The organism is Streptomyces sp. NPDC007983, assembly GCF_042958345.1.
GTDB lineage: Bacteria > Actinomycetota > Actinomycetes > Streptomycetales > Streptomycetaceae > Streptomyces.
In genome coordinates, this window is record NZ_JBIBJI010000004.1 from 1 (window position 1) to 22413 (window position 22413).

A 22413-nucleotide genomic window follows, 5' to 3' on the forward strand; every position below is an offset into this window, starting at 1 on the left:
CGCGATCGCCGACGGTGAGGTCATAGCGGAGGAAGGCGAGCCCGAAGTCGTCTTACGCCTGGACGAGTTCGGCCCGCTCAACCTCCAGCCGCACCCCGGACGGCAATGGGCCGAACGCGGCGGCCGCCATAAGGGCCCCGACCGGGAGCCCAAGCCCCGCCGCCGTGCCACCTACACCCGCCCGCACGGCGTCCGGCATCTGTTCGCCGCCTACGACCTGGCCAAAGACCAGCTCTACGGGCACATCAAGAAGACCAAGAACAGGTCGAAGTTCCTGGAGTTCTGCCGCTACCTGCGCTCGCTGCACCCGGCGAACGTGCGCATCGCCATTGTCTGCGACAACTACTCACCGCACCTGACGACGAAGCGGTGCCAGCGGGTCGGGACGTGGGCCGCGGCGAACAATGTGGAAATCGCCTACACCCCGGCCAACAGCTCATGGCTCAACCGGATCGAGGCGCAGTTCACCGCCCTGCGCTATTTCGCCCTCGACGGCACCGACCACGCCAGCCACAAAGAACAGGAAAGCATGATCCGCCGCTACATCATCTGGCGCAACAAGCACGCCGCCGACGACCGCCTCCGAAAGGTCGTGAACAGGGCGAACGTTGCCTGATGCGGCACTAGTGACGGACGCGGGCCCTACTCTGGGTTGTCCGGATCACGGCAGGGGCATGTCGTGTTCGATCCAGTGGGTGACGGATGGACGCGAGGGTCGCCAGCCGAGGGCACGAGCGCGAGTGGCGCGGACGCGGCTGTTGGTGCCGAGCGCATTGCGGGCGAATCCCTCGCCCCACGCGGCCCCGGCCGAGTCCAGGTTCCACGGCTCAACCGGCCCCAGGCCAAGACGGCGGGAGATCGCCTGTCCGATCTCGGCGAACGAAGCGTCCTCTCCCCCCCTCCACGAAGTAGAATCCGGCGGCCGCGGGCTCGGTGAGAGTCAGCTGGTAGAGGTCGGCCATGTCATCGAGATGCACGGTTGACCAGCGATTGAGGCCGCGTCCGACCACGCGGACGATGCCACTGCCGACAGCCTGGTTCACCAGCGGTGGGATCAGCACCGTCTGCGGGCGGGGCCCCGTTCCGTTGCCGTAGATCAGCGAGTTGCACAGCACCACCGTGCGCAGCCCCGTGCCGTCGGCATCGACGACAGTGCGCTCGATGTCATAGCGGGCACGGCGGATGGGATGGTCTCCCGGACTGAACGGAATGGAGTCGTCGAAGACCGTGTCGGAGGCGTGTTGTCCCTGAGCGTCATCGCCGATGACGCTGGTGCCGCTGGTGTGGATCAGGACCTTTCCCGAACCGCGCAGCGCAGCGCAGCGATGAAGGTTTCGACGGTGCTGCGGTGGTCGCTGTTGGCGGTGTTGATGACCGCGTCCGCGCGCCGGGCTTCCCGCTCAAGCAGAGCGGTGTCGTCGAGGTCGCCGACGACCGGCTCGATGCCCGCCGCGGCGAGAGCATCGACCGCGCTGGGGGTGCGGGTCAGGCCGCGGACAGTGTGTTTGTCGCGGATCAGGCCCTGGGCGACGGCTCCGCCGATGTAGTCGCTCGCGCCCGTGAGGAAGATGTCCATGGTGGATCCTTGCCGGGATGTGTTCGGGGGTGGGGTCTAGCTGCGGAATCTTCCGGCCGCGTGGAGGGCCTCGTCGAGCGGCGTGCGCTGCTGGTGGTCGCCGAATTCCTCGATGCGGGTGATGCGGCCCTCGCGAACGGTCACCAGCAGGCAGCGGAAGATGCGCACCGGGGTGCCGTCCTCCAGTCCGCCGGAGGCGGTCGCGGCCAGGGCGAAGCCGTCGTGGTCGACCTTGAGGGACCGGATCCGGTCGCAGTGGCCATGAACCCACGTCCTTGGCCGCGCGGAGCATCCGCACCATCGCCCCGGCGAACTCGCCGCCGGGCAGCGACACCGTTTCGTGGTCGAAGCTGTGCCAGACCTCGACGGTCTCGGCGAACAACGCGTGGAAGTCGGGGTCGACACGCGTCAGGCTGTAGGTCTGCACGAACCGGGTGGCAACCTGGTGAACGGGGCTGTCCGCTGCCGTGGACGGCGTCAGGAGGCTCATGACCTCTTGCACGGTTGTTGTTCGTCGGTCATGGGTGAAAAGTGCCAGTCGAGTCGAGCCCTCGACCATCTTCCTTGCCGTCTTGGCAAAGACCACTCACTTGGCTGCGGCCCTCGGCCGCGTTCCCCGGCCCGCGACCGAAGTGCTTCGCCGGGCCAAGCTCCATCAGACGCGCCTCCGTGCCAACGGGCTCAGGTCGGTCCCTGCAAGGGGCCTGGGTGGCCGGGGATCGTCGTGAGTGTGATCTCCCATCGCGCAGCGAGTGCACAAACCGTTCTCCTTGCTGCAGATGGCCGAGCATCGACCGGGTCGATGGGCAGATGCGTGGCATGCAGCACCGTGGCAGCCGCCGGCCGTCATTGTGACGTTCCATCACCCCTGTCAACAACGCTCATGGTCAATACACCTTGGCCGGTTCGAGGTCAGCGGGCGTTGTGGAAGATGATGCCGAGTGTGGTCCGGCGTCCCGAGGCCACGGCGTTGGTGCCGTGCCGCATGGGGTGGCGGCGGTAGCCGTGCTGTCCCCGCGCGGGCCGGTGGCGGACGGGGAAGATCATGCCCTGGCCGAGGCGTGGCGTGAGGACGATGGCACGGGACTGTGAGCGGGGGCGCTGTTCGACGAAGACGTTCTCCCCGCCGGTGAAGTCCTGGCCGGGCTCGCGCAGCATGATGGCGATCTGGAGCGGGAAGACGATGTCGCCGTAGATGTCCTGGTGCAGACAGGCGTAGTCACCGGGGCCGTAGTGGAGGATGAGCGGGGTGGGCCGGCTCTGGCCGTTGTCCGCGCATTCGGCGAGCAGCTCGTCCAGGGTGGCGGGGAAGATGCGTTCGTTCAGCAGGGGCGCCCACTGGTTGGCCATCCACGCCATCGGCGGGTACAGCCGCTCGCGCAGGGTCTGGACGAGCGGTACGGCGGCGGGGTCGGCGTAGTACTTGTAGGTGCCGCGGCCGAAGTCGTAGCGCTGCATCACCACGGTCGAGCGGAACAGCGCGGGGTTGTCGAAGGTGTCGATGAGCAGCTGGCACTGCTCGCGGGAGAGCAGCGGAGGGGTGAGCGCCACACCGTCCTCGTTGAGCTGGGCGTACAGCCGCGGCCAGTCCAGCTCCGCGAGGGCGGGGACGGCGTCGTGGGCGGTGTGCGGTGCGTCCCCGGCGCCCGCGGTACGGCCGCCCGCGGTACGGCCGGGCAGGTCGAGGGGGAGTTCGGTCTGGTCCATGGGTGACAGTCTTCCGGCTGGACGCGGGCGCGGAGCGCGATGGCCGAATCCCGCCAGCAATGTGGGAGCCCGGGCGCTTGGCTGGGACACGAAAAACGAAGCGTCGCAAGTTTCCCGGGAGTCGTCACACCATGTCTTCGAACGACAGCGCCATTGCCGTGATGCAGCGGTTCTACGAGGCCGAACGCGCCTATGTCATGGCGGGTGGCGCCGGCCGGGCCGGGTTCGACGAGATCGCCGCGTGCCTGGACCCGGAGGTCGAGCTCCACCAGGCACCGGGCCTGCCCTTCACCGGCGTCTGGCACGGCCCCGCGGGCATGGAGCGGTTCATCGCGGTCATGGGCGAGCTGTGGGAGTCGATGGAATTCCTCGAACAGCGGCAGCTCGTGGACCGCGACACCGTGGTGGCGACCAACCGGGTGCGCTTCGTCGCGCGGGCGACCGGCCGCGAAGTGGTCACCTCGATCGTGCAGACGGTGACCCTCCGGGACGGCCGCATCCGCGAGATCCGGCCCTACTACTGGGACCCCGCCGCCATCAGCGAGGCGTGCGGTGGCCGGGTCGTGGCGCCAGATTCCGATGGATCTCCAGCGCCGCGGCCGATCGGTTGAGCGTGATGTAGTGCAGGCCCGGGGCGCCCTCGTCCAGCAGCCGCCGGGCCATGGCGGTGGCCTGGTCGACGCCGATCCGGTGCCCCGCTTCGGCGTCGCCCTGGGCGGCCTCCAGTCGCCGGGCGAGGTCCTCGGGGAAGTGGGCGTCGCTCAGCTCGGCGAAGCGGCGCACCTGCCGGAAGTCGGTCGCGGGCATGATCTCGGGGATGATCGGGATCTCGCAGCCCGCGGCCGCGACCCGGTCGCGCAGCCGCAGGTAGTCCTCGGCGTCGAAGAACATCTGCGTGATGGCGTAGTCGGCGCCCGCCCGGCACTTGGCCACGAAGTACCGGACGTCGCTGTCCCAGTCCGGGGAGCGCGGGTGTCGCTCCGGGAAGGCCGCCACGCCGATGCTGAAGTCGCACGACTCACGGATGAGTGCCACCAGTTCGCCGGCGTAAGTCAGCCCGTCCGGTTCCGCGAGCCAGGGTCCGCGGGGGTCGCCGGGCGGGTCGCCGCGCAGCGCGAGGACGTCGAGGATTCCGGCGTCCGCGTACTGGCCGATGATGTGCCGCAGTTCGCCGACCGAGTGCCCGACCGCCGTGAGGTGGGCGACCGGCCGCACGGTGGTCTCCGCGGCGATCCGCTTGGTGAGCCCGATGGTCCGGTCCCGCGACGAGCCGCCCGCCCCGTAGGTCACCGAGACGAAGGTCGGCGCGTACCGCTCGATCCGTCGGATGGCGTTCCACAGGGTCCGCTCCCCCGCCCCGGTCTTCGGCGGGAAGAACTCGAAGGAGTACGAGCGCTCGCCCGCGGCGAGCACCTCGGCCAGGGAGCGGCGTGGTGTGCGCACCCGTGTGGCGGAGGCGGTCGCCGAGGGCAGGGCGGGGCCCCTGTGGTCGGGGTACGTCCGCGGTGGCGCGGTCATACCGGCCGTACCAGGTGTGGTGCGAGGTCCTGGGCGGCCTCGGCGCCGTAGCCCTTGTCGAGCCTGCCCAGCAGGTCGTCCGCGGAGAGCTGGTATTCCTGGGTGCCGACCGACTCCAGGACCACCGTGGCCAGGGCGCAGCCGAGCTGGGCCGCCCGCTCGTGGCCGAGGCCCCAGGCGACCCCGGCGAGGAATCCGGCGCGCAGCGCGTCGCCGCCGCCGGTGGGGTCGGCCACCCCGGACGTCGGGACCGCGGGGATCCGCAGCGTCGGCCGCCCCGCCGTCTTGATGTGGACGCCGTCGGCTCCGGCGGTGGTGATCCAGGTGCCGACCCGGCCCAGGATGTCGCCGTCGCTCCAGCCGGTGTGGTCCCGGAGGAGCGCCGCCTCGTAGGCGTTGGTGAACAGGTAGCGGGCGTCCTCGACCAGGCTGCGCGCTTCCTCACCGGTGGTGCGGGCGAGCTGCTGCGAGGGGTCGGCGGCGAAGGCGTATCCGCGCCTGCGGCACTCGTCGGCGTGGAGCAGCATGGCCTCGGGGTCATTGGGGGCGATCACCACGAGGTCGAGCCCGCCGGCGCGCCGCGCGGTCGGTTCCAGCTCGATCTCCTTCGCCTCGGTCATGGCACCGGCGTAGAAGGTCGCGATCTGGTTCTGGTCGGCGTCCGTCGTGCACACGAAGCGCGCGGTCCGGCGTGTCTCGCTGACCCGCACGGAGCCCGTGTCCACGCCGTTGGACCGCAGCCAGCAGCCGTAGGCGGCGAAGTCGACCCCGGCCGCGCCGACGAGGAGGGGGTCGAGCCCGAACCGGCCCAGGGCGAGGGCGATGTTCGCGGCGACGCCTCCCCGCCGGATGTCCAGCTCGTCGGCGAGGAAGGACAACGAGACCTTGTCGAGCTGTCCCTCGATCAGTTGCTCGGCGAACCGTCCGGGATAGACCATCAGATGGTCGATCGCGATCGATCCGGTGACGGCGATGCGCACGTCGGTCTCCTCCTTGGGAGAGCGGTCGGTAGGGGCACGAGGAGTCGCGGGCTACGGACCGGCGGTGGCCGCCGGGCGCTGTCCCGTCACCCGGGCCACGAGGTCGCCGGGGTCGGTGGGCAGGACGTTGCCGCGCCAGGCGACGTGCTGGTCGGGGCGTATGAGCACGAGGTCGCGCTCGTAGAGGTCGCGGACGACCGGATCCTCGACGTCCAGGGTGCGCAGGGGCAGGCCGGCGGCCTGGGCGGCGGCCTGAAGCTCCTTGACGGGCGGCGGCTCGGGGCCGAGCCGGAGCACGGTGTAGTAGGGGCCGAAGCGGTCGAAGAGCGAACTGCCGGGGCCGCGCCAGTCGTCGAGCCATACGTGCGGGGCGCGTCCGCCGGGTATGGCGCTGGGCGTGTAGGTGCCCATGGAGTCGCTCGGCGGCTCCTCGTCGGTGTCGATGAGCGGGGAGCCGTCGTAGCGTGCGCCGAGCTGCACACCGATGGAGTGCGTGCGCTCGCCGTAGGCGCGTACGAGCGCGCCGACCCGGGCGCGCGCCTTCGCGCCCTCCGGTGTGTCGGCCTCCATGACGGCGGGGCGCTCGATGTCGGCGAGGCCGGTGTTGAGTTCGCGGGCGGCGGCGGTGTTGCGCAGGGCGATCGGCCGCCGCTCGCTCTCGTAGGAACGGAGCAGTGCGGGGCCGCCCCAGCCCTGGATCGTCCCGGCGAGCTTCCAGGCGAGGTTGGCGGTGTCGTCCACCCCGGTGTTCATGCCGAAGCCGCCGTTGGGGGTGAACAGATGGGCCGAGTCGCCCGCGAGGAACACCCGGCCCACGGTGAAGCGCTCGGCGACCAGGGCGGCGCCCGGTGTCCACGGGCGATGGCTGAGCACCTCGACGGGCAGCGGGGTGCCCGCCGCGCGCCGTACCAGCGAGGCCAGTTCCGCGGCGTCCGTGGTGTCCGGGTCGACGGAGCTGGTGAGCAGGAAGAACTCGTCCCGGCCGTTGAGCGCGATGAGGTTCATGACCAGCTCGGGGTTGAGCGACCAATAGCTCCAGGCCCGCCGGCCGGTGAAGACGTCCGTGTGGAAGGTCGGCAGCCGCAGATGGGCGGCGGTGGCGCGGCGCCCCAGGATCTCCTGCTCCAGCGATCCGGGTCCCTCGTAGTGCACGCCCAGGGCGCGGCGCACGAAGCTGCGGCCGCCGTCGCAGCCCACCGCGTACGGCGCCTGCCAGCTCTCCCGGGCCCCGCCGGTGACGCTTTCGGCGTCGAGTGTGACGCCGGTGGCGTTCTGCTTGAGGCCGGTCACCCGCCAGCCGAAGCGGAGGGTGATGTTGGGGCGGGTCATGGCGTGTTCGAAGAGGAACTTCTCGACGTACATCTGGTTGGCGCGGTGCACCGGTTCGGGCGTCTGGTCGGTGCGGGGCGTGCGGGCGAGCGCCCGCATCCGCTCCCCCGGCGAGGGCAGTGACAGCCGGGACAGCTCGAAGCCGCTGTAGCGGGTGAAGTAGGCGATGTCGAGGGTGTGATCGGCGGGCGGTCCCAGCCGCCGGATCTGGCCGGAGATGCCCAGGCGCCGGTAGTGCTCCATGGTGCGGGCGTTGTGCGTGTTGCCCCGCGGGGTGTCCTCCATGGTGGGCTCGGCGTTGAAGAGGACCGACTCGATGCCGTAGCGGTCGAGGAAGAGCGCGAGCATGATGCCCACCGGGCCGGCGCCCACGATGGCGACGGGAGTGCGCTGGACGTCGGCCATGTCAGCGGTCCCCCTTCCCGCCCGGCGCGGCCGTCACGGGGACGGCGCGCCCCAGGGCCACGTCGAGCCCCCGGCGCAGTTCCCGCACCGGGTCCGGGGGCGCCGAGTGCAGCCGCATGGCGACGAACCCGTCGGGCCTGACCAGGACGGCCCCCTCCTCGCCGTGGCCGCGCAAGTTCGCCCATACGCCGTCGGGGTCGGTCACCTCGTGCTCCGGGCCCACGGCGTGGGCGGTGACGGCCGGGCCGTGGGTTCCGGAGACCTCGGCCGCGGCGCGCACCCAGCTCTCGCCCCGGGCGCCGGTGAGGAGCAGGAACGCCCCGTGGTCGATGAGGTCGTGGGTCGCCGTCCGCTGTCCGCCGCGCCGCAGCCAGGCGTGCGGCATGCGGCTGCCGGGGCGGCAGGACTGGACGTAGTCCAGGCCCAGCGGATCCGTCTCGGGCTTTTCGGTGCCGTCGCCGGTGACGAAGCCCGCGTCGGCGTAGTCGTAGCCCATCTCCAGGCCGAGGTGGGCGGTGGTGATCCGGTTGGTCTCGAAGTACTCGGCGAGGACGGCGCGCCGGGTCCGGCCGTCGGCCGTGTCGGAGAACAGGGCGGTCATCTGGGCCCGGTTCCACTCGGGGCGGGCTCCCGGGACCACGCCGGTGCCCGCGGTGAAGGCGATCTGGTTGAACAGCGAGTACAGCGCCCGCTCGACGACGCGCTCGGCGACCGGGCGCCGCTCGGCCTCGTAGCTGTCGAGCAGGGCGGGTGCGGCATCGCCGGAGAGCACTCGGGCCAGCTTCCAGGCCAGGTTGTGGGAGTCCTGGACGCCGGTGTTGAGGCCGAGCGCGCCGGAGGGCGGATGGCGGTGGGCGGCGTCGCCGACGAGGAAGACGCGGCCGACGCGGAAGTGCTCGGCGACCGTGCCCTCCACGGGCCAGCGGCTGATGCTCTGCACCTCCATGGCGTGGTCCTGGGGGAGTTTCAGCGTGCGGCGGACCATCTTGACTATGGTCTCGTCGTCCAGTTCCGCCGCTCCTTTCGCGCCCGGTGGCCGGGAGAACATCAGCGTCCACTCCTCGGAGTGGCGCCCCCAGCGCTTGGGGCCCATGGGCACGACGCCGCAGTGCTCCAGGCTGCCGTCGTCGGCGAGGCTGGAGACCCGGTTGACCACCGTGTCGTCGAAGGGGATGAACTCGGAGAAGTCGGCCCGGATGTGAAGGTTGATCCACTCCAGGAAGGTGGGGGTGCCCAGCATGCGGATGCCGAGCCCCTTGCTCACCGCGCGGCCGCCGTCGGCGGCGATCAGGTACCCGGCGCGGACGCGGTAGGTACGGTCCGCGGCACGGTCCAGGATGGTCGCGGTGACGCCGTCCCCGTCGTATTCGAATTCCACCATCTCGTGTCCGAAGCGGATCCCGCCGGGGTTGCGCTCCTCGGCATGGCGGCGGAGCAGCGGCTCCAGCCAGCGCTGGCCGAGGTTCGCGTGCGGGTACGCGGAGGCCTCGGCGTACCGCTCGGCCAGGGCGCCGCCGCCGTAGGCATCGGCGCGGTGGAGCACCTTGCGGTCGTACGGCTCGTCGCCGCCGAGGCTGGTCAGCCAGGCCATGGCGCCGCAGTTGGCGGGCGGGGAGCCCTCGGCGTAGATCTCCCGGGCCAGTCCGTGGTGGCCGAAGATCTCCATGGTGCGGGCGTTGAGGATATGGGCCTTGGGCTGGATCGACGTCGTCGCGTGGCGCTCGACGAGCAGCGAGCCGACGCCGAGGTCGGAGAGGAAAACGGATGCCGTCAGGCCCGCGCCGCCGCCGCCGATGATCAGCACGGGGACGTCCGGGACGCGGGGGTCGTCGCTCGGTCGGGATGGGGGTGGGAGATTCATCGCGTGCCTCGTCTTCGCCTTCTCGTGGGTCGTCGGCGCGGGGTCTAGGCCGCGGCGGCGACCAGTAACGTGGTTTCGAGGGCCAGCGGGTGTACGGATTCCAGGCGCAGCCCGGCCGCGGTGAGGACGTCGAGGTAGCCGTCCAGGGTCCGCCCGCGCCCTCCGGCGGCCATGAGGAGATGCAGGTCGTACAGGAGCGGAAGCAGCTCCGGGGCGCCTTCCTCGGGGATGACCCGCTCCACGACGAGCAGCCGGCCGTTTTCGGGCAGCGCCTTGCGGATGTTGGACAGGAGGGTCACGGACCGGTCGTCGTCCCAGTCCTGGAGCACCCGGGAGAGGAGGTACGCGTCGGCGCCCTCGGGCACCGAGGCGAAGATGTCCCCCTCGACGGCCTCGTAGCGGTCGGGGCCCACGGAGGCGTCGAGGTGAGCGCGGGCGACGGGAATCATATGCGGCAGGTCGAGGAGCACCCCGTGCAGTTGGGGGTAGGCCCGCAGGACCATCGAGAGGAGCTGACCGCTGCCGCCCGCGACGTCCATCACCGTGTGGCAGCGGGAGAAGTCGAAGGCGTCCAGGACGTCGGGGAAGAAGACGTTGCCCGCGTTCATGGCGCGCTGGAACTTGGCGCCCGCGCCGGGCGCGTTCGCCAGATGCGCGTGGAGCGAGGTGCCGAGGGCGTGTTCGAAGCCGGAGGATCCGGTGCGGACGGCGGGCACCACCGCTCCCCACGCGGTGTGGAACTCCTCGCCGTAGAGCTGGATCATGTCGCGCATCGACACGTCGCTGTCGGCGCGGAGCACTTCGCTCACCGGCGTCAGTTCGTAGCCGTGCTCCGGTGATCGGCTGAAGACGCCCATGGCCAGCAGCAGCCGCATCAGCCGGGTGATGCCGTCCGGGCCCGAGCCGGTGGCCGTGGCGAGGGCCGTGTCGGTGGTGTGTCCGGCGGCGATGTGGTCGGGGATCTCCAGGGCGACCGCGGCGTAGAGCGCTTGTGACTGCCAGGAGCCGGTGATGATGTCGACTACTTGGCGCGCGGCGTGTCCGTCGTGCATGACTGGCCCTTCTGATCGGGTGGGGCGGTGGTGAGGCCGCTTCCGTACGGTGGCGCGCGGGATCGCTGGGGCGCGCGGGATCGCTGGGGTGCGCGGGATCGCTGGGGTGCGCGGGGTTGCTGCGGTGCGCGGCGTACGGGCGGCGACGGTCAGTTCGCCCGTGGCGCGGCCCCGTGGGCGGCGGCGTCGTGCAGCAGGGTGCGGTGGCGCTCGCGGAGCTGCCGCTTGAGCACCTTGCCGGTGACGCCCACGGGCAGTTCGGCGCGGTCGGCGGCGATGAGCAGCGCGCGCAGCAGCGGCAGCCGCTTGCGGCCGAGTTCGGCGTTGACGGCCTCCAGCAGGCCCTCGGAGGAGCGCTCGGGGCGATCCCCTCCGCTGTCGCGGTGGTCGTGGTCGCCGCGGTCGTCGCGGTCGCCGCGGTCGTCGCGGTCGTCGCGGAAGAGGACGATGCCGATGGGGGCGGACTTCCCCAGGGCCTCGGGGTCCTCGACACCCACCACCGCGGCGTCGAGCGCCTGGGTGGTCAGCAGCAGGACCTCCTCGAGGAGGAGGCTGTGCACGGGCCCCGCGGTGGAGTCGATCACGTCGGTGGTGCGGTCGAGGTGGAAGAAGCGGCCCTGGTCGTCGCGGCGGACGATGTCGCCGGTGAGGAAGTAGCCGTTCAGCAGGGACTCCTGGCTGAGCTGGGGGTCGTCCCAGTAGCCGGGGGTGACGCTGGGGGTGCGGATGCCGAGCATCCCGGCCTGCCCGTCGGGGAGTTCGTTCCCCTGCTCGTCGAGGACGGCGGCCTTGCGGACCACACCGGCCGGGCGGCCGATGAGCCGTCCGTATTCGGTCGACTCGGGGACGTACACCTGCCTGAAGAGCACCATGCCCATCTCGGAGGAGCCCAGGCCGTCGTTGTACTGGGAACCGGTCTTGCCGGGGCGGGAGCCGAGGCCCATCAGGGGCCTGATGTGCCGCTCGTGCGAGGCGTCGCCCATGCCGTTCCACGAGTGGATGTTCCGGGCGGCGCCGGGGTCGATGGCCGAGACGTCGATCTCCGCCAGGGTCAGCGGGAAGCCGAGGACGAAGGTGGGGTGGAACTGGTTGATCGCCCGGACCACGGACCGTCCGCTCGCGTCGTCCAGGATCAGGGTGGGGATGCCCAGCAGCAGCGCCATGCTGAGATAGCTGATGCCCGCCGAGTGGCTGTGCGGGAGGGCGGTGAGCATGCGGTCGGTGCGCAGGGACGGGAAGCTCCACAGGCGTTCGCGCTTGCCGACGAAGAACCCGCGGTGGCTGAAGATCGGCGCCTTGGGGCGGCCAGTGGTCCCGGAGGAGTGGGAGACCATCACCAGGTCGTCGGGCCGGTGCCGGTAGGGGAAGCCGGGCAGCGGGGCGGGCGGCAGCGGGGCGGTTTCGTCCAGCTCCCGGATGTCCTGCAGCACGGGGGTCCGGGCGACGGCGATGCCCTGCCCCGACCAGGCCTCGGTGCAGCCGTCGAGCAGGTCCTTGTCGCCGACGAGGACCGTCGTGCGGGTGCGCTGGAAGTAGTCGGCCGCGGTCGGGGACGCCATCTTGGGGTTGCAGTGCACGGCGGCGGCACCGAGGCTGTTGATCGCTATGTGGTGGAGCAGTCCGGCCAGCCCGTCGCGGGTGTAGACCCCGACATGGGAGGAGGGCCCCACCCCGTGGTCGCGGTACCAGGTGGCGTACCGGATGACGGTGATGCGCATGTCGTTCAGGGAGAGGCCGGGCGGCTCGGTCTCCGCCCAGCCGGGGGCGGTGACATCCGGGTGGTAGAGGAGCGGCCGGTCCCGGTCCTTGGCGATGCGCCAGGCGCGCCAGAAGAAGTTGCCCGCGCCGAGCCCTCGGTCGGTGTGCAGCCGCAGTCGCTGGGCCGCCGACCGATGAGTGCCGAAGAGTAACATCACCAATCCTCTTTCACCGTGTCTGGACGGATAGTTCGCTCGGTGCGTCGCGCAGCGCCTTTCTGAGGCGCTCGCTCATGGCCGTGATGCGGATGTCCAGCGGCAGGTCACGGCCCGGCCTCGGTGGCTCCGCCTGGCGTACGGCGGTGGCGACCCGCTCGTCGAACTCCCGGTCGGCGCGGAGGAGATGGGCCTTGGGGAAACGATCCCTCAGCCGTGCGATCAGCTCCGGCTCGTCGTCGCCGGTGAGCACGGAGCAGATGCCCTTCTCGGTCTTCGCGACCAGCACGGGGCCGAGGGGGCTCGCCGCGACGGAGAAGCTGATGGCGACGGAGTCCGCGCCGGTGCGGAAGCTGGTCGGCGTCATGCCCAGGATCTGCGTGGACATGGCGTAGAAGTTGCCCTGGGAGGTGAAGCCCGACCGGTAGATGGCCTCCGTCACCGTCTCGGCCTCGGAGATCACCCGGCGCAGCCGGTCGGCCCGGCAGCTCGCCACGTACGCCTGCGGGGTCACTCCCGTCAGCCGTTTGAAGACCCGGTGGAAGTGGAAGCGGCTGAAACCGGCCGCCTCGGCGAGGGTGTCGAGGTTCGGTGTCTCGCTCGCCCGGTGGATCAGCGCGCAGGTCCTGGCGATGGCGGTCACGGAGGAGTCGAGCGCGCTGTCCTCGCGCGGTCTGCACCGGCGGCAGGGCCGGTATCCGGCGCGTTCGGCCGCCTCCGGGTCGGTGAAGAAGACGGTGTTCGCCCGGCGCGCGGGCCGGGAGACGCAGGAGGGCCGGCTGTAGATGCCCGTCGTCCGCACCGAGTAGTAGAAGATTCCGTCCGCCTGCCGGTCTCGGCGCAGAACGGCTCGCCACCGTTCTTCGTCATCGACGTAGGACGACACTGTCCCGTCCAAGACTGTTCCTCCGGGATGCGCTGTTTCCGGTGTGGGGGTCGTTCGGAGGTACTGGGGTCCCGCGGCCCCGCCGGGGCGGGCCGGTCGCGCCGTGCGTGCCGACCGGCCCGCCCGGGGCGGCTACTTCTCCAGGCAGAACTCGTTGATCGGGTAGCCGACGTGGCGGTCCTCGACCGGCAGGTAGCCGAGCACCTTGTCGCCGGGCTTGAGCTCGGTGCTGTTGAGCACCGTGCCCCCCGGGCCGAGCACCCGGACGTGCCAGTCGTCCTGGAGGATCAGATTGGCCGTGCGGCCGTCGGGGCCGACCGCGTCGATGGAGAGCAGCGGGCGAGTCTCGATCTTGACCCGGCCGACGGTGACCAGGCGGGTCTTCCCGTGGATGTCCACCGCGGTGACCTTGCTGCCGGCCTTCAGCTCGCTCAGGTAGTTGGTGCGCTCGTTCTGGCCGACGGTGTACGAGTGGATGGCGCCGGCGTTGACCCGGAACGGGCGGGTGGGCATGTACGGCAGCGGATGGGTCTCGCTGACGCAGAGGATCATGCCCTTAGAGTGCGAGCCGACCAGGATGCCCTCGTCCTTGCCGAAGTAGGTGGCGGTGTCCACGCAGGCCCGCTCGCCCATGCCGACATGTGTGGTGGCCGTGACCTCCAGCTCGGCCAGCTCGAGGTCGGGTATGCCGCCTTCGGCGGCGGCCTTGAGGGCAGTGACGTCACCGACCTTCGCGGGGGCCATCAGCACGCCGTCGGAGCCGAGTTCCAGCACGCCGAAGATGATCTCGGCTTCCTCCACGTCCTTGGCGACGGTGACGAGGCTGCCGTTGGCACGGGCGGCGGCCGCGATCACGATCTCCAGCGGGATCTTGGTGGGGTCGCGGAAGAGCAGCACGCTCCACTTGTCGACGCGGCCGGACTGGCAGGCGTCCTCCAGCGTCTCGGCGTCGATGATCTCGACGAACCGGCCGAACTCCACATCGGGGTGGGCCAGGGCCAGTTCGGCCGGCTCCCCGTGCTTGGCGGGGTCGACGATGACGACGTCCGCGGCGCCGAAGCTCTCGGGGAGCGTCTGGCCCTGCGGGAAGAGGACCTTCTTCACCGTCGGCGGCAGCTTCTCCAGGTCCGCCGGGTCGGCGGCGAGAATTCCCTCCACCCGGGCGTGAATCGCCTCCTGGACGATGGCGTCCTTCGCCGAACCGACCGAGCGGATGTCGACCCAACTGAGCTTCACAGTGCACCTGCCATTCGCGGGGTTTGGATGGAGACGGGAGAGCCCTGGGGCCCGTGGACGATCTCGGCGAGTGCCTGAACCGTCGTGCGGGGAGCGGCCGAGTTGAAGACCCGCCGGCCGATGGCGAGTCCGCTGCATCCGACCGCGAGCGCCGAGACCGCGAAGTCCTGGAGACTCTGCGACGCGTCGCCACCGCCCGCGACGATGATGGGGAGCGGGGAGCTTTCGACCACCTCGGCCATGCGCTCCACGGGTGAGGCGAACACGGTCTTGACGATGTCGACGCCGAGGTCGGCGGCGATGTTGACGACGTGCGCCACCAGAGCCGGGTCGGCGGGATCGGTGACCCGCGGGCCCCGGGGGTAGACCATGGCCAGCAGCGGCATGCCCCATCGATCGCAGGCCGCGGCGACCGTACCGAGGTCGGCCAGCTGGTCGGCTTCGGTATCGGAGCCGATGTTGACATGCACGCTCACCGCGTCCGCCCCGAGGCTGATGGCCTCGTCGACGTCGCCCACGAGCACTTTGCGGTTGACGTCCGGGCCGTGTGCCGTGCTGGCGCTCAGGTGGATGAGCAGCGAACAGTCCGAGAGCAGTTCGGGGGCGAGCACCCGGGCCCGGCCCTTGTGGACGACGATTCCGTCGGCCCCGCCGGCGACCACGTCACGGACGAGTTCCTGGAAGCCGCTCACCGTCGCGATCGGCCCGTCGGAGACGGAGTGATCGAGTGGCACGAAGAGATAGCGCTCGTCGCCATGCCCGGAAAGTCTGGCTAGTCGTAGTGATTTACCCGATGAAGACGTGCTCGGCATCAGACACTCCCTTGTGCTGCCGATGTGCGGGCGTCACGCCCTTTTGCGGACCATCGTCAATCCGTCGCCGATCGACAGAATGACGGCCTCGACCCGCTCGTCCGCCGCCACATGGGCGTTGAACGCGTGCATCGTGGCGCCCTCTCCGTCCCGGTCATCGACGACGGTCCCGAACCAGAAGACGTTGTCGACGAGGATGACGCCGCCGGGACGAATACGAGGCACCAATTCCTCGTAGTAGGCGATGTAGCTCTGCTTGTCCGCGTCGATGAAGGCCAGATCCACGACCGGATCGGCCGGCAGGGAACGCAGCGTCTCCAGCGCCGGGCCGAGGCGGAGTTCGATTTTCTCGTCGACGCCGGCCTCTTTCCACGCCTCCCTGCCGAGACTGGTCCATTCCTCGCTCACATCGCAGGTGATGAGGTGGCCGTCGACCGGAAGGCCCTTGGCGATGCACAGGGCGGAGTACCCGGTGAAGGTCCCCACCTCGATCGCCTTCCGTGCCCCCATGATCTGCGTGAGGAAGGTGAAGAACGAACCCTGCGGAGTGCCGATCTGCATCCGCGACCGCTCACCGACCCCGGCGGTCCGCCGGATGAGATTCCGCTGCGGCTCATCGACCGGGACGCTGTTTTCGACCATGTACGAGTACAAGCGCTCGGATACCGTCGTTGGTCTCATGCGAGAAGTCTTGCAGGAGTGGCACTAGAGGCCGTCTCATAACTGTCTAGAAAAGTGGACTTAAGCATTTCGCTTGTCCCGCGACATGAAAATGGCATGCAAAAAGGCAGCACGGACCACATGATGGTCCGTGCTGCCCTTCCCGGATCTGCGAGCGGCCGATTCAGTCCGGGACATCCCAGGTCAGTAGTGCCAGGCCAGAACCTCCTCGGGGAGGTCCTCCAGGATGGCCACCTCCGACGGCTTGCGATTCATGTACTCGGGATTGCATCCCATGTACCCCAGCCGGCGGGCGACCGGTGCGAGGATCTCGTAGAGAATGCGCTGCCGCTTCCAGGACGGCTTGACGAACCGCAGCACGTCCTGGAACTCCAGGGAGGTCACCGCCCGCTGGAGCAGCTTGGGCATTCCCTCGGCGTTCGTCTTTCCGTCCTGCGCCAGGCAAAAAAGCTGACGCATGACCATCTGCTCGAAGCGCGTCCCGTTTCCGATGACCTCGCAAATCGCGTAAGTCTTGTCACCCGTCGGGTTCCACCAACGGTGCTCGATTCCCGGCTGGATCAGTATGCTCTGTCCCACCTTGTCGAGCACCGTCTTACGACCGCCCTGGATGACGGCGAGCTTTCCGCGCACGAGGGTGAAGCGCTCATGGCTGATCGGATGAATGTGCTCGCCCGCGGCAAAGCCACCGGGTTCGACATACAGATCCATCACCGAGCGCTTGCCCCCGCTTTCCGAGGCCGGCGTGCGGACCACGATCCGCTCGCCGCAGCGGGGGTTCTCGTAGACCTCTCCAGGGCTGACGTTCACCGGAATCTCTCCTTCGTCCACGACGCTTCTCGCAACGTGACTACAGCCTGCGCGCCAAGGCCCCGGGCACGCACTCACATTCTTGCCCTCGCATTCACCACCGCCCGTCGGTCAGACGATGGCCGCCGCTCCCGCGCGAGCGACGATCAGGTCCTCGTCCCCCATTCCGCCGCTGACGCCGATGGCGCCGACCGGGGTGCCTTCGGATACCAGCGGCAGGCCGCCGGAAAACAGCGCCATGCCGGGCTGGCTGGCCAGGCTGCTCACCAGGACCGAGTCCTGCTTGATGGCCTCCGCGAATTCATTGGTGGGTGTACGGACGACAAGCGCGGTGCTCGCCTTGTTCTGCGCGACGCTGGTGGCCACGGCCACGGCACCGTCCATGCGCGCCAGGGCCTGAACGTGACCGCCGACGTCGAGGACGACTACCGCCACCCGGGCACCCAGCTCTTCGGCCTTGCGCAGCGCCGCGGTGATGCCCTGCTGGGCGCCGGCGAGAGTGATCGTGCGGGTCTCGACGATGGTGGCGTCGAGCTGCTCGACAGAGGTCATGGTGGTGCCTTTCATGGAACCGGCCGGAGCCGGAGTGGACAACAAGGGGAGGAAGAACAGAGCGGGCGGAGGAGCCGGGCTCAGGCAGTCGACTCCTCGCTCCGGGCCGCCGCCCCGGAGCGGAAGAAGGCGGCCACGAGACCGGCGACCGCCAGGCTCGCCACCGCGCCCACGAGCACCGCCAGGTGCATGCCGTCGAGGGTGTCGGCGATGCTCGCCTTCGCGCCCTCGGCCGCGTCGGCGCCGAAGACCGCGACGGCTGCCAGCACCGGGGTGCCGAGCGTCAGGGCGATCTGCTGGCTCATCGTGCTCAGACCGGTCGCCAGGCCCTGCTCCTCGTTCGGCAGGCCGGAGGTGGCGATGACCGTGTAGGAGACGAGACCCATGGCGTGGCCGAAGAAGGCGACCGCGACGGCGACGAGGACGATGTAGATCCCGGCGTCACCCTCGTCCACGGTGAGCAGCCCCATGAGGCCGAGCCCCTGGACGGTGAGGGCGGTGACGAGGGTGCGCTTGCTGCCGATGGCACCGATCACCTTGGGGGCGAGGAGCCCGCCCGCGATGGCGGCGATGCTGGACCCGCCGAACGCCAGCCCGGCGGCGAGCGGCTTGTAGTCGAGGACGTCCTGCAGGTAGAGCGTCATCTGGAAGACCACCGCGCTCGGCATGCTGACGACGAGGAGCCCGGCGAAGTTGCCCCAGCGCACGGTGGGCCGCTTGAGCACGCTCACCGGCGCCAGCGGGTTGGAGCTGCGCAGCTCGATGAACCAGAAGGCGACCAGCAGCACCGCGGCGAGGATCAGGCAACCGATGACGACGGGGTCTCCCCAGCCGTCCTGCTCGGTCGCGGAGATGCCGTAGACCAGGCTGACCAGACCACCGGTGACCGCGACCGCGCCCGGAACGTCGAGGCGGCTGCGGGTCCGCTCGCTGCTGTCGCTCAGGACGCGCGGGGCGAACACCAGGATCAGCACGACGACCGGCAAGTTGATGAGGAACGCCCAGCGCCAGCTCAACAGCTCCGTCAGCACCCCGCCGAGCACCGAACCCAGCGCGAAGCCGCCGGTGAGAAGGGTGCCGTTGAGCCCCAGCGCGCGCTGGCGGAGGGGGCCTTCGGGGAACGACGTGGTGAGCAGCGACATCGCCGCGGGCGTCGCCATGGCCGTGGCGAGCCCTTGTCCGGTGCGGCCGGCCAGGAGCATGCCGGGCGACTGGGCAAGGCCACCGACCAGCGACGAGGCGCCGAGGATGACCATGCCCACCAGGAAGAGATTCCGCCGGCCGAAGAGGTCGGCGATGCGGCCGAACAGCAGCGTGAAGCCCGCGGCGGGCAGCATGAAGCCGGTGACGATCCACTGCAGGGTGCTCAGCTCGAAGCCGAGGTCGGCCCCGATGGTCGGCACGGCGATGTTGAGCACGGAGAAGTCGACCGCGAGCATGAACTGGGCACCGAGCAGGAGAACCAGAATCAGCCGGTGCCGGGGCGTCATCCGCTCCTCGGCGGGTTTGTCCCGCGCCTCACTGATGGCATCGAGCTCGGTCATCGCTTTCCCTCTCCTCTGGTGACTCTCACGTCCGCCGGCTCGCACCGCGCCGCTTGGTGTCTCGAGGGCCGGTCATGGCCCCACGGCGCGGCTCGTGATCGAACCGACGGAGGAGAAACACCGTCGAGCGCCGGCGGGTTGCATCGCCGCGGAAGCCGAGTGACCGACGGCTTCCGCCGGAGAATTGCGGAGCAATATTCCGGGTGAGGGCCCCGTTCGGCGGCAAGTAGCGTCGCCCGCGGCCGCCGCGCGCTGCGCCGGAACCGGCTCACAGCCTCCTCGACGGCGGCCAGAGAGGCCATGCGATGACAGACAGCAGAGGCGGGATGGAACGGCGACGTTTCCTTTACGGGGGCGCCTCCGTTGGTGGGGGAATGCTGCTCGGCGGCACGGCCGGCACCGCGGCGGCAGCCACGCGCCAGGACGCGGCGGCCGCCACGACGCGTGCCGCGGCGGCGCGGGACGGCGTCGCGATCACACCCGCCGACCGGAACTACGCGGATGTGGTCAGAGGCTGGAACCAGCGGTACATCGGCAAGCCGGAGAGAGTGCATCTGGTCACCACGACCGACCAGGTGGTGGCGGTCACCCAGCAGGCGGTGAAGGAGGGCAAGCGCCTCTCGGTGCGCAGCGGCGGGCACTGCTTCGAGGACTTCGTCTACCACCCGGACGCGAAGGTCGTGGTCGACCTGTCGGAGATGCGCCAGGTCACCTTCGACGCCGAGCGCAAGGCGTTCATGGTCGAGTCGGGCTGCCAGTTGCTCGACGTCTACGAAGGGCTCTACCGCCGCTGGGGCGTCGTCATCCCGGCGGGCATCTGCCACCAGGTCGGCGCGGGCGGCCACGTCAGCGGCGGCGGCTGGGGGATGCTGTGCCGCCTGCTGGGCCTTGTCGTGGACCATCTGTACGCGGTCGAGGTGGTCGTCGTGGACGCTTCGGGCACCGCCCGGGCGGTCGTCGCCACCCGGGAGGAGTCGGACCCCAACCGCGACCTGTGGTGGGCGCACACCGGCGGGGGCGGCGGCAACTTCGGCATCGTCACCCGCTACTGGTTCCGCAGCCCCGACGCCAAGGGCTCCGAGCCGTCCGCCCTGCTCCCCCGCCCTCCGGCCGAGGTGCTCATCAACGCCGTTTCCTGGCCGTGGAGCTCGCTCTCCCGCAAGGACTTCGACACCCTGGTCAAGAACTACGGCGCCTGGCATGTCGCGCACAGCGCTCCGGGCGACCCGTATGCCGGGATGTGCAGCTATCTGGGGCTGAATCACCGGTCGAACGGCGCCATCGGGATGATCACCCAGATGGACGCCACGGTGCCGAACGCCGAGCAGCTGCTCGCGGACTTCGTGGCCGTCATCGGCAGGGGCGTGTCCGTCGCGCACGAGGCGGCCACCACCAGGACGGGTGAGCTCGCCGCCATGCCCGAGCTCGTGAAGCCGCGCCGCATGCCCTGGCTCCAGGCGACCCGCTACCTCGGCACCTCGACCCTGACCCTCAACGACCCGACGCTGAAGGGAGACTTCAAGTCCGCCTATATGCGGGCGAACTTCCCCGACTCCCACCTTGACGCGCTCTACAAGCATCTGACCAGCGACGCCATCGACAACCCCACCGCGTCGGTACAGCTGAGCTCGTTCGGCGGCCAGGTCAACGCGGTCGCCGAGAACGCGACGGCCTCTTCGCACCGCAGCTCGGCGTTCAAGATGTCGTGGATGCTGTACTGGACGGAGGCGGCCGACGAGGCCAAGTCCCTGGCCTGGATACGGGACTGCTACCAGGAGGTCTACGCCGGGACCGGCGGCGTGCCGGTGCCGAACGACATCACCGACGGCGCTTACGTCAACTACCCGGACATCGACCTCGGCGACCCGAAGTACAACACATCGAAGGTTCCGTGGCACGACCTCTACTACAAGGGGAACTACCCGCGGCTGCAGGCGGTCAAGAAGAAGTACGACCCGCGGAACGTCTTCCGGCACAGCCAGTCGGTGCAGCTGCCCGACTGATCCGTACGCCCTCGCGCGGGCACCGCACCGGCTGCCGATCCGGCGGCCGGTGCGGTGCTGTGTCATGCCGGTCCGGCTCGGCTCCAGGGCACCCCGACGGGCGCTGTGCAACCATTGCGGAAGTCCTGGTGTTTCTGTAGCTGATGGACGATATGGCGGAGCAGCTGACCGAGCGCCTGGCGTCGGACCTGGATGACGGCTTCACGGAGCTGGTCAGGGTCCACGCCTCGGCGGTGCGTGCCTTTCTGTTCCGGGTCTCAGGATCGGCCGCCGAGGCGGACGACCTGGGCCAGGACACCTTCTTACGCGCCTATTCGGCGCTGCAGACCTACTCCCCGGAGCGTCGGCGCAGGCTGAAACCGCGCGCCTGGCTGATGACGATCGCGGCGAACGTCTGGCGCAATCATGTGCGTACCAGCGTCCGTCACCCGGTGTCGGCCACCCGTGCGGAGGACGCCTGCGACAGCTGGCCGGACGAGAGTCCGGGCCCGGAGGAGCGGGCGGCGACATCCGCCGACCGTACGATTTTGGTCAAGGCACTCACCGAGCTGCCCGAGAAGCATCGCGTCGCGGTGGTGATGCGCCATGTCATCGGGATGAGTTACAGCGATATGGCGGAGGCCCAGGGGTGCCCTGTGGGCACGGTCAAGGCACAAGTATCGAGAGGGATCGGTACGCTTCGTGAGATTTTGACACCCGAGGCGTCGGTGTTGGGGGAGGTGACGAGATGAACTACCGGAATGATGAGGAAGAGCGGTCCGCGGAGGGACAGTTGGAGCACGCCTTGGCCGATCTCGCGGCCCCCGCCCCGGCGGACTTCGCCCTGAGGGTACTGCAGCGCGTAGGAATTCCGCGAGAGCGCTATGACACCTACAGCCATCTTGACAGCGCGGCGGGCGGGGTCTACGTGGCCTACAGCCCGGACGCGGTGACCGGCTCGGCCATCGACACGATGGTGACCGGCTCGGAGGAGTTCGAGCGGCTGCATCACGCCCGCACCGGCCGGACGGCCATCCGCGCCTCAGCGCCCTTCCCGGGGCTCCGCCCCGCCCTGCGCACGGGCCGGGCGAAGCGGCTGCCGATCGATCTGGGAGGCCTCACCGACCTGGAGCGCGCCGTGCTCCACGCGGTCCGGTCCATCCCCTCCGGGCAGCTGCGGCCGATCACCTGGCTCGCGCGAGAGGCGTCGCTGCCCTCCGCCACCAGGCCGATCACCGAGGCCCTGGCCAAGAATCCGGTGCCGCTTCTGATCCCGTGCCACCGCGTCACCTATGAGAGCGGCGCGCCGTGCGACGCCGCCTATGCGGAGCGCGTCGGGGATGCCCTGCGGAGCGCGGAGGGCATCGACATGCACCGGCTGAAGGAGCTGACCCAGCGCGGGGCCGTCTTCCTCGGCAGCGACACCACGCGGATCTACTGCCATCCGACGTGTGCGCACGCCCGCCGCATCACCCGGCCGCACCAGGTGCCGTTCCGTACCGCAGGTGATGCCCGGCAGGCGGGCTACCGCGCCTGCAAGAGCTGTCGTCCCGCTACGGCCTGAGCCGT

General features: G+C 70.0%; 22 protein-coding genes. 5 read left to right on the forward strand and 17 right to left on the reverse strand.

Annotation, left to right across the window (positions count from 1 at the left end):
• On the forward strand, positions 1-616 hold a 616-nt coding region (locus ACFZCY_RS13665; RefSeq protein WP_391172164.1), incomplete at its 5' end, for a transposase.
• Between the two features lie 211 nt (positions 617-827).
• Here ACFZCY_RS13665 and ACFZCY_RS13670 read toward each other — a convergent pair.
• The 4 genes from ACFZCY_RS13670 to ACFZCY_RS13685 form a co-directional block, all read right to left on the reverse strand.
• On the reverse strand, positions 828-1313 hold the full coding sequence (locus tag ACFZCY_RS13670) for an NAD-dependent epimerase/dehydratase family protein (RefSeq protein ID WP_391173618.1): 486 nt from the start codon (positions 1311-1313) through the stop codon (positions 828-830).
• Positions 1289-1576 carry an NAD(P)H-binding protein gene (locus ACFZCY_RS13675; RefSeq protein WP_391172166.1) on the reverse strand — a complete coding sequence of 96 codons (288 nt, stop codon included), beginning with the start codon at positions 1574-1576 and terminating at the stop codon, positions 1289-1291. The genes ACFZCY_RS13670 and ACFZCY_RS13675 overlap by 25 nt, the downstream gene beginning before the upstream one ends.
• A 36-nt stretch (positions 1577-1612) precedes the next feature.
• A complete protein-coding gene (locus ACFZCY_RS13680; RefSeq protein WP_391172168.1) occupies positions 1613-1744 on the reverse strand; it encodes a hypothetical protein in 132 nt (43 codons plus the stop codon).
• A 744-nt stretch (positions 1745-2488) separates the two neighbouring features.
• Entirely contained in the window at positions 2489-3283 is a 795-nt protein-coding gene (locus ACFZCY_RS13685; protein ID WP_391172170.1) for a 2OG-Fe(II) oxygenase, read from the reverse strand.
• A gap of 131 nt (positions 3284-3414) precedes the next feature.
• On the opposite strand from ACFZCY_RS13685, the gene ACFZCY_RS13690 reads away from it, so the two are divergent.
• On the forward strand, positions 3415-3894 hold the full coding sequence (locus ACFZCY_RS13690) for a nuclear transport factor 2 family protein (RefSeq protein ID WP_391172173.1): 480 nt from the start codon (positions 3415-3417) through the stop codon (positions 3892-3894).
• On the opposite strand, the gene metF is transcribed toward ACFZCY_RS13690, so the two are convergent.
• The 13 genes from metF to ACFZCY_RS13755 all read right to left on the reverse strand — a co-directional run bounded on the left by metF (position 3821) and on the right by ACFZCY_RS13755 (position 18862).
• Complete coding sequence (gene metF, locus ACFZCY_RS13695) at positions 3821-4801, reverse strand: methylenetetrahydrofolate reductase [NAD(P)H] (protein WP_391172175.1); 981 nt, start codon at positions 4799-4801, stop codon at positions 3821-3823. The genes ACFZCY_RS13690 and metF overlap by 74 nt on opposite strands.
• On the reverse strand, positions 4798-5781 hold the full coding sequence (locus ACFZCY_RS13700) for a PfkB family carbohydrate kinase (RefSeq protein WP_391172177.1): 984 nt from the start codon (positions 5779-5781) through the stop codon (positions 4798-4800). Before ACFZCY_RS13700 ends, metF begins: the two co-directional genes overlap by 4 nt.
• Positions 5782-5832: 51 nt before the next feature.
• Positions 5833-7515: an FAD-dependent monooxygenase gene (locus ACFZCY_RS13705; RefSeq protein ID WP_391172179.1), complete on the reverse strand. Its 1683-nt coding sequence runs from the start codon at positions 7513-7515 to the stop codon at positions 5833-5835.
• 1 nt (position 7516) lies between these two features.
• The gene (locus ACFZCY_RS13710; RefSeq protein WP_391172181.1) at positions 7517-9376 is read right to left on the reverse strand and encodes an FAD-dependent monooxygenase; all 1860 of its coding nucleotides are present in this window, start codon (positions 9374-9376) and stop codon (positions 7517-7519) included.
• 44 nt (positions 9377-9420) lie between these two features.
• Positions 9421-10428, reverse strand: a complete 1008-nt coding sequence (locus ACFZCY_RS13715; RefSeq protein WP_391172183.1) for a methyltransferase — start codon at positions 10426-10428, stop codon at positions 9421-9423.
• Between the two features lie 149 nt (positions 10429-10577).
• A complete protein-coding gene (locus ACFZCY_RS13720) occupies positions 10578-12341 on the reverse strand; it encodes an AMP-binding protein (RefSeq protein ID WP_391172185.1) in 1764 nt (587 codons plus the stop codon).
• A gap of 13 nt (positions 12342-12354) precedes the next feature.
• Positions 12355-13239 (reverse strand): Ada metal-binding domain-containing protein, encoded by an 885-nt coding sequence (locus tag ACFZCY_RS13725; RefSeq protein ID WP_391172187.1) that lies wholly within the window; start codon positions 13237-13239, stop codon positions 12355-12357.
• A 120-nt stretch (positions 13240-13359) separates the two neighbouring features.
• Complete coding sequence (locus ACFZCY_RS13730) at positions 13360-14463, reverse strand: 3-dehydroquinate synthase II family protein (RefSeq protein WP_391172189.1); 1104 nt, start codon at positions 14461-14463, stop codon at positions 13360-13362.
• Positions 14460-15275, reverse strand: coding sequence for a 2-amino-3,7-dideoxy-D-threo-hept-6-ulosonate synthase (locus tag ACFZCY_RS13735; RefSeq protein ID WP_391172191.1), 816 nt, complete (start codon positions 15273-15275; stop codon positions 14460-14462). The genes ACFZCY_RS13730 and ACFZCY_RS13735 overlap by 4 nt, the downstream gene beginning before the upstream one ends.
• 33 nt (positions 15276-15308) lie before the next feature.
• The gene (locus ACFZCY_RS13740) at positions 15309-15956 is read right to left on the reverse strand and encodes a class I SAM-dependent methyltransferase (RefSeq protein WP_391172193.1); all 648 of its coding nucleotides are present in this window, start codon (positions 15954-15956) and stop codon (positions 15309-15311) included.
• 183 nt (positions 15957-16139) lie between these two features.
• On the reverse strand, positions 16140-16787 hold the full coding sequence (locus ACFZCY_RS13745) for a cupin domain-containing protein (RefSeq protein ID WP_391172195.1): 648 nt from the start codon (positions 16785-16787) through the stop codon (positions 16140-16142).
• A gap of 90 nt (positions 16788-16877) precedes the next feature.
• Complete coding sequence (locus tag ACFZCY_RS13750) at positions 16878-17318, reverse strand: heme-binding protein (protein WP_391172197.1); 441 nt, start codon at positions 17316-17318, stop codon at positions 16878-16880.
• A gap of 80 nt (positions 17319-17398) precedes the next feature.
• The gene (locus tag ACFZCY_RS13755) at positions 17399-18862 is read right to left on the reverse strand and encodes an MFS transporter (RefSeq protein WP_391172199.1); all 1464 of its coding nucleotides are present in this window, start codon (positions 18860-18862) and stop codon (positions 17399-17401) included.
• Between the two features lie 305 nt (positions 18863-19167).
• Between ACFZCY_RS13755 and ACFZCY_RS13760 the strand changes: the two genes are divergently transcribed.
• The 3 genes from ACFZCY_RS13760 (at position 19168) to ACFZCY_RS13770 (ending at position 22408) form a co-directional block, all read left to right on the forward strand.
• A complete protein-coding gene (locus ACFZCY_RS13760) occupies positions 19168-20865 on the forward strand; it encodes a BBE domain-containing protein (protein ID WP_391172201.1) in 1698 nt (565 codons plus the stop codon).
• Positions 20866-21008: 143 nt separating this feature from the next.
• Entirely contained in the window at positions 21009-21596 is a 588-nt protein-coding gene (locus ACFZCY_RS13765) for a sigma-70 family RNA polymerase sigma factor (RefSeq protein ID WP_391172203.1), read from the forward strand.
• On the forward strand, positions 21593-22408 hold the full coding sequence (locus ACFZCY_RS13770; protein WP_391172205.1) for a methylated-DNA--[protein]-cysteine S-methyltransferase: 816 nt from the start codon (positions 21593-21595) through the stop codon (positions 22406-22408). The genes ACFZCY_RS13765 and ACFZCY_RS13770 overlap by 4 nt, the downstream gene beginning before the upstream one ends.
• Positions 22409-22413 lie beyond the last annotated feature (5 nt).

Coding starts and splice junctions, on each gene's coding strand:
- ACFZCY_RS13675 (WP_391172166.1), bottom strand. CDS start 1,576: ATGGACATCTTCCTCACGGGCGCGAGCGACTACATCGGCGGAGCCGTC.
- ACFZCY_RS13685 (WP_391172170.1), bottom strand. CDS start 3,283: ATGGACCAGACCGAACTCCCCCTCGACCTGCCCGGCCGTACCGCGGGC.
- ACFZCY_RS13690 (WP_391172173.1), top strand. CDS start 3,415: ATGTCTTCGAACGACAGCGCCATTGCCGTGATGCAGCGGTTCTACGAG.
- metF (WP_391172175.1), bottom strand. CDS start 4,801: ATGACCGCGCCACCGCGGACGTACCCCGACCACAGGGGCCCCGCCCTG.
- ACFZCY_RS13705 (WP_391172179.1), bottom strand. CDS start 7,515: ATGGCCGACGTCCAGCGCACTCCCGTCGCCATCGTGGGCGCCGGCCCG.
- ACFZCY_RS13710 (WP_391172181.1), bottom strand. CDS start 9,376: ATGAATCTCCCACCCCCATCCCGACCGAGCGACGACCCCCGCGTCCCG.
- ACFZCY_RS13715 (WP_391172183.1), bottom strand. CDS start 10,428: ATGCACGACGGACACGCCGCGCGCCAAGTAGTCGACATCATCACCGGC.
- ACFZCY_RS13720 (WP_391172185.1), bottom strand. CDS start 12,341: ATGTTACTCTTCGGCACTCATCGGTCGGCGGCCCAGCGACTGCGGCTG.
- ACFZCY_RS13735 (WP_391172191.1), bottom strand. CDS start 15,275: ATGCCGAGCACGTCTTCATCGGGTAAATCACTACGACTAGCCAGACTT.
- ACFZCY_RS13740 (WP_391172193.1), bottom strand. CDS start 15,956: ATGAGACCAACGACGGTATCCGAGCGCTTGTACTCGTACATGGTCGAA.
- ACFZCY_RS13750 (WP_391172197.1), bottom strand. CDS start 17,318: ATGACCTCTGTCGAGCAGCTCGACGCCACCATCGTCGAGACCCGCACG.
- ACFZCY_RS13755 (WP_391172199.1), bottom strand. CDS start 18,862: ATGACCGAGCTCGATGCCATCAGTGAGGCGCGGGACAAACCCGCCGAG.
- ACFZCY_RS13760 (WP_391172201.1), top strand. CDS start 19,168: ATGACAGACAGCAGAGGCGGGATGGAACGGCGACGTTTCCTTTACGGG.
- ACFZCY_RS13765 (WP_391172203.1), top strand. CDS start 21,009: ATGGACGATATGGCGGAGCAGCTGACCGAGCGCCTGGCGTCGGACCTG.
- ACFZCY_RS13770 (WP_391172205.1), top strand. CDS start 21,593: ATGAACTACCGGAATGATGAGGAAGAGCGGTCCGCGGAGGGACAGTTG.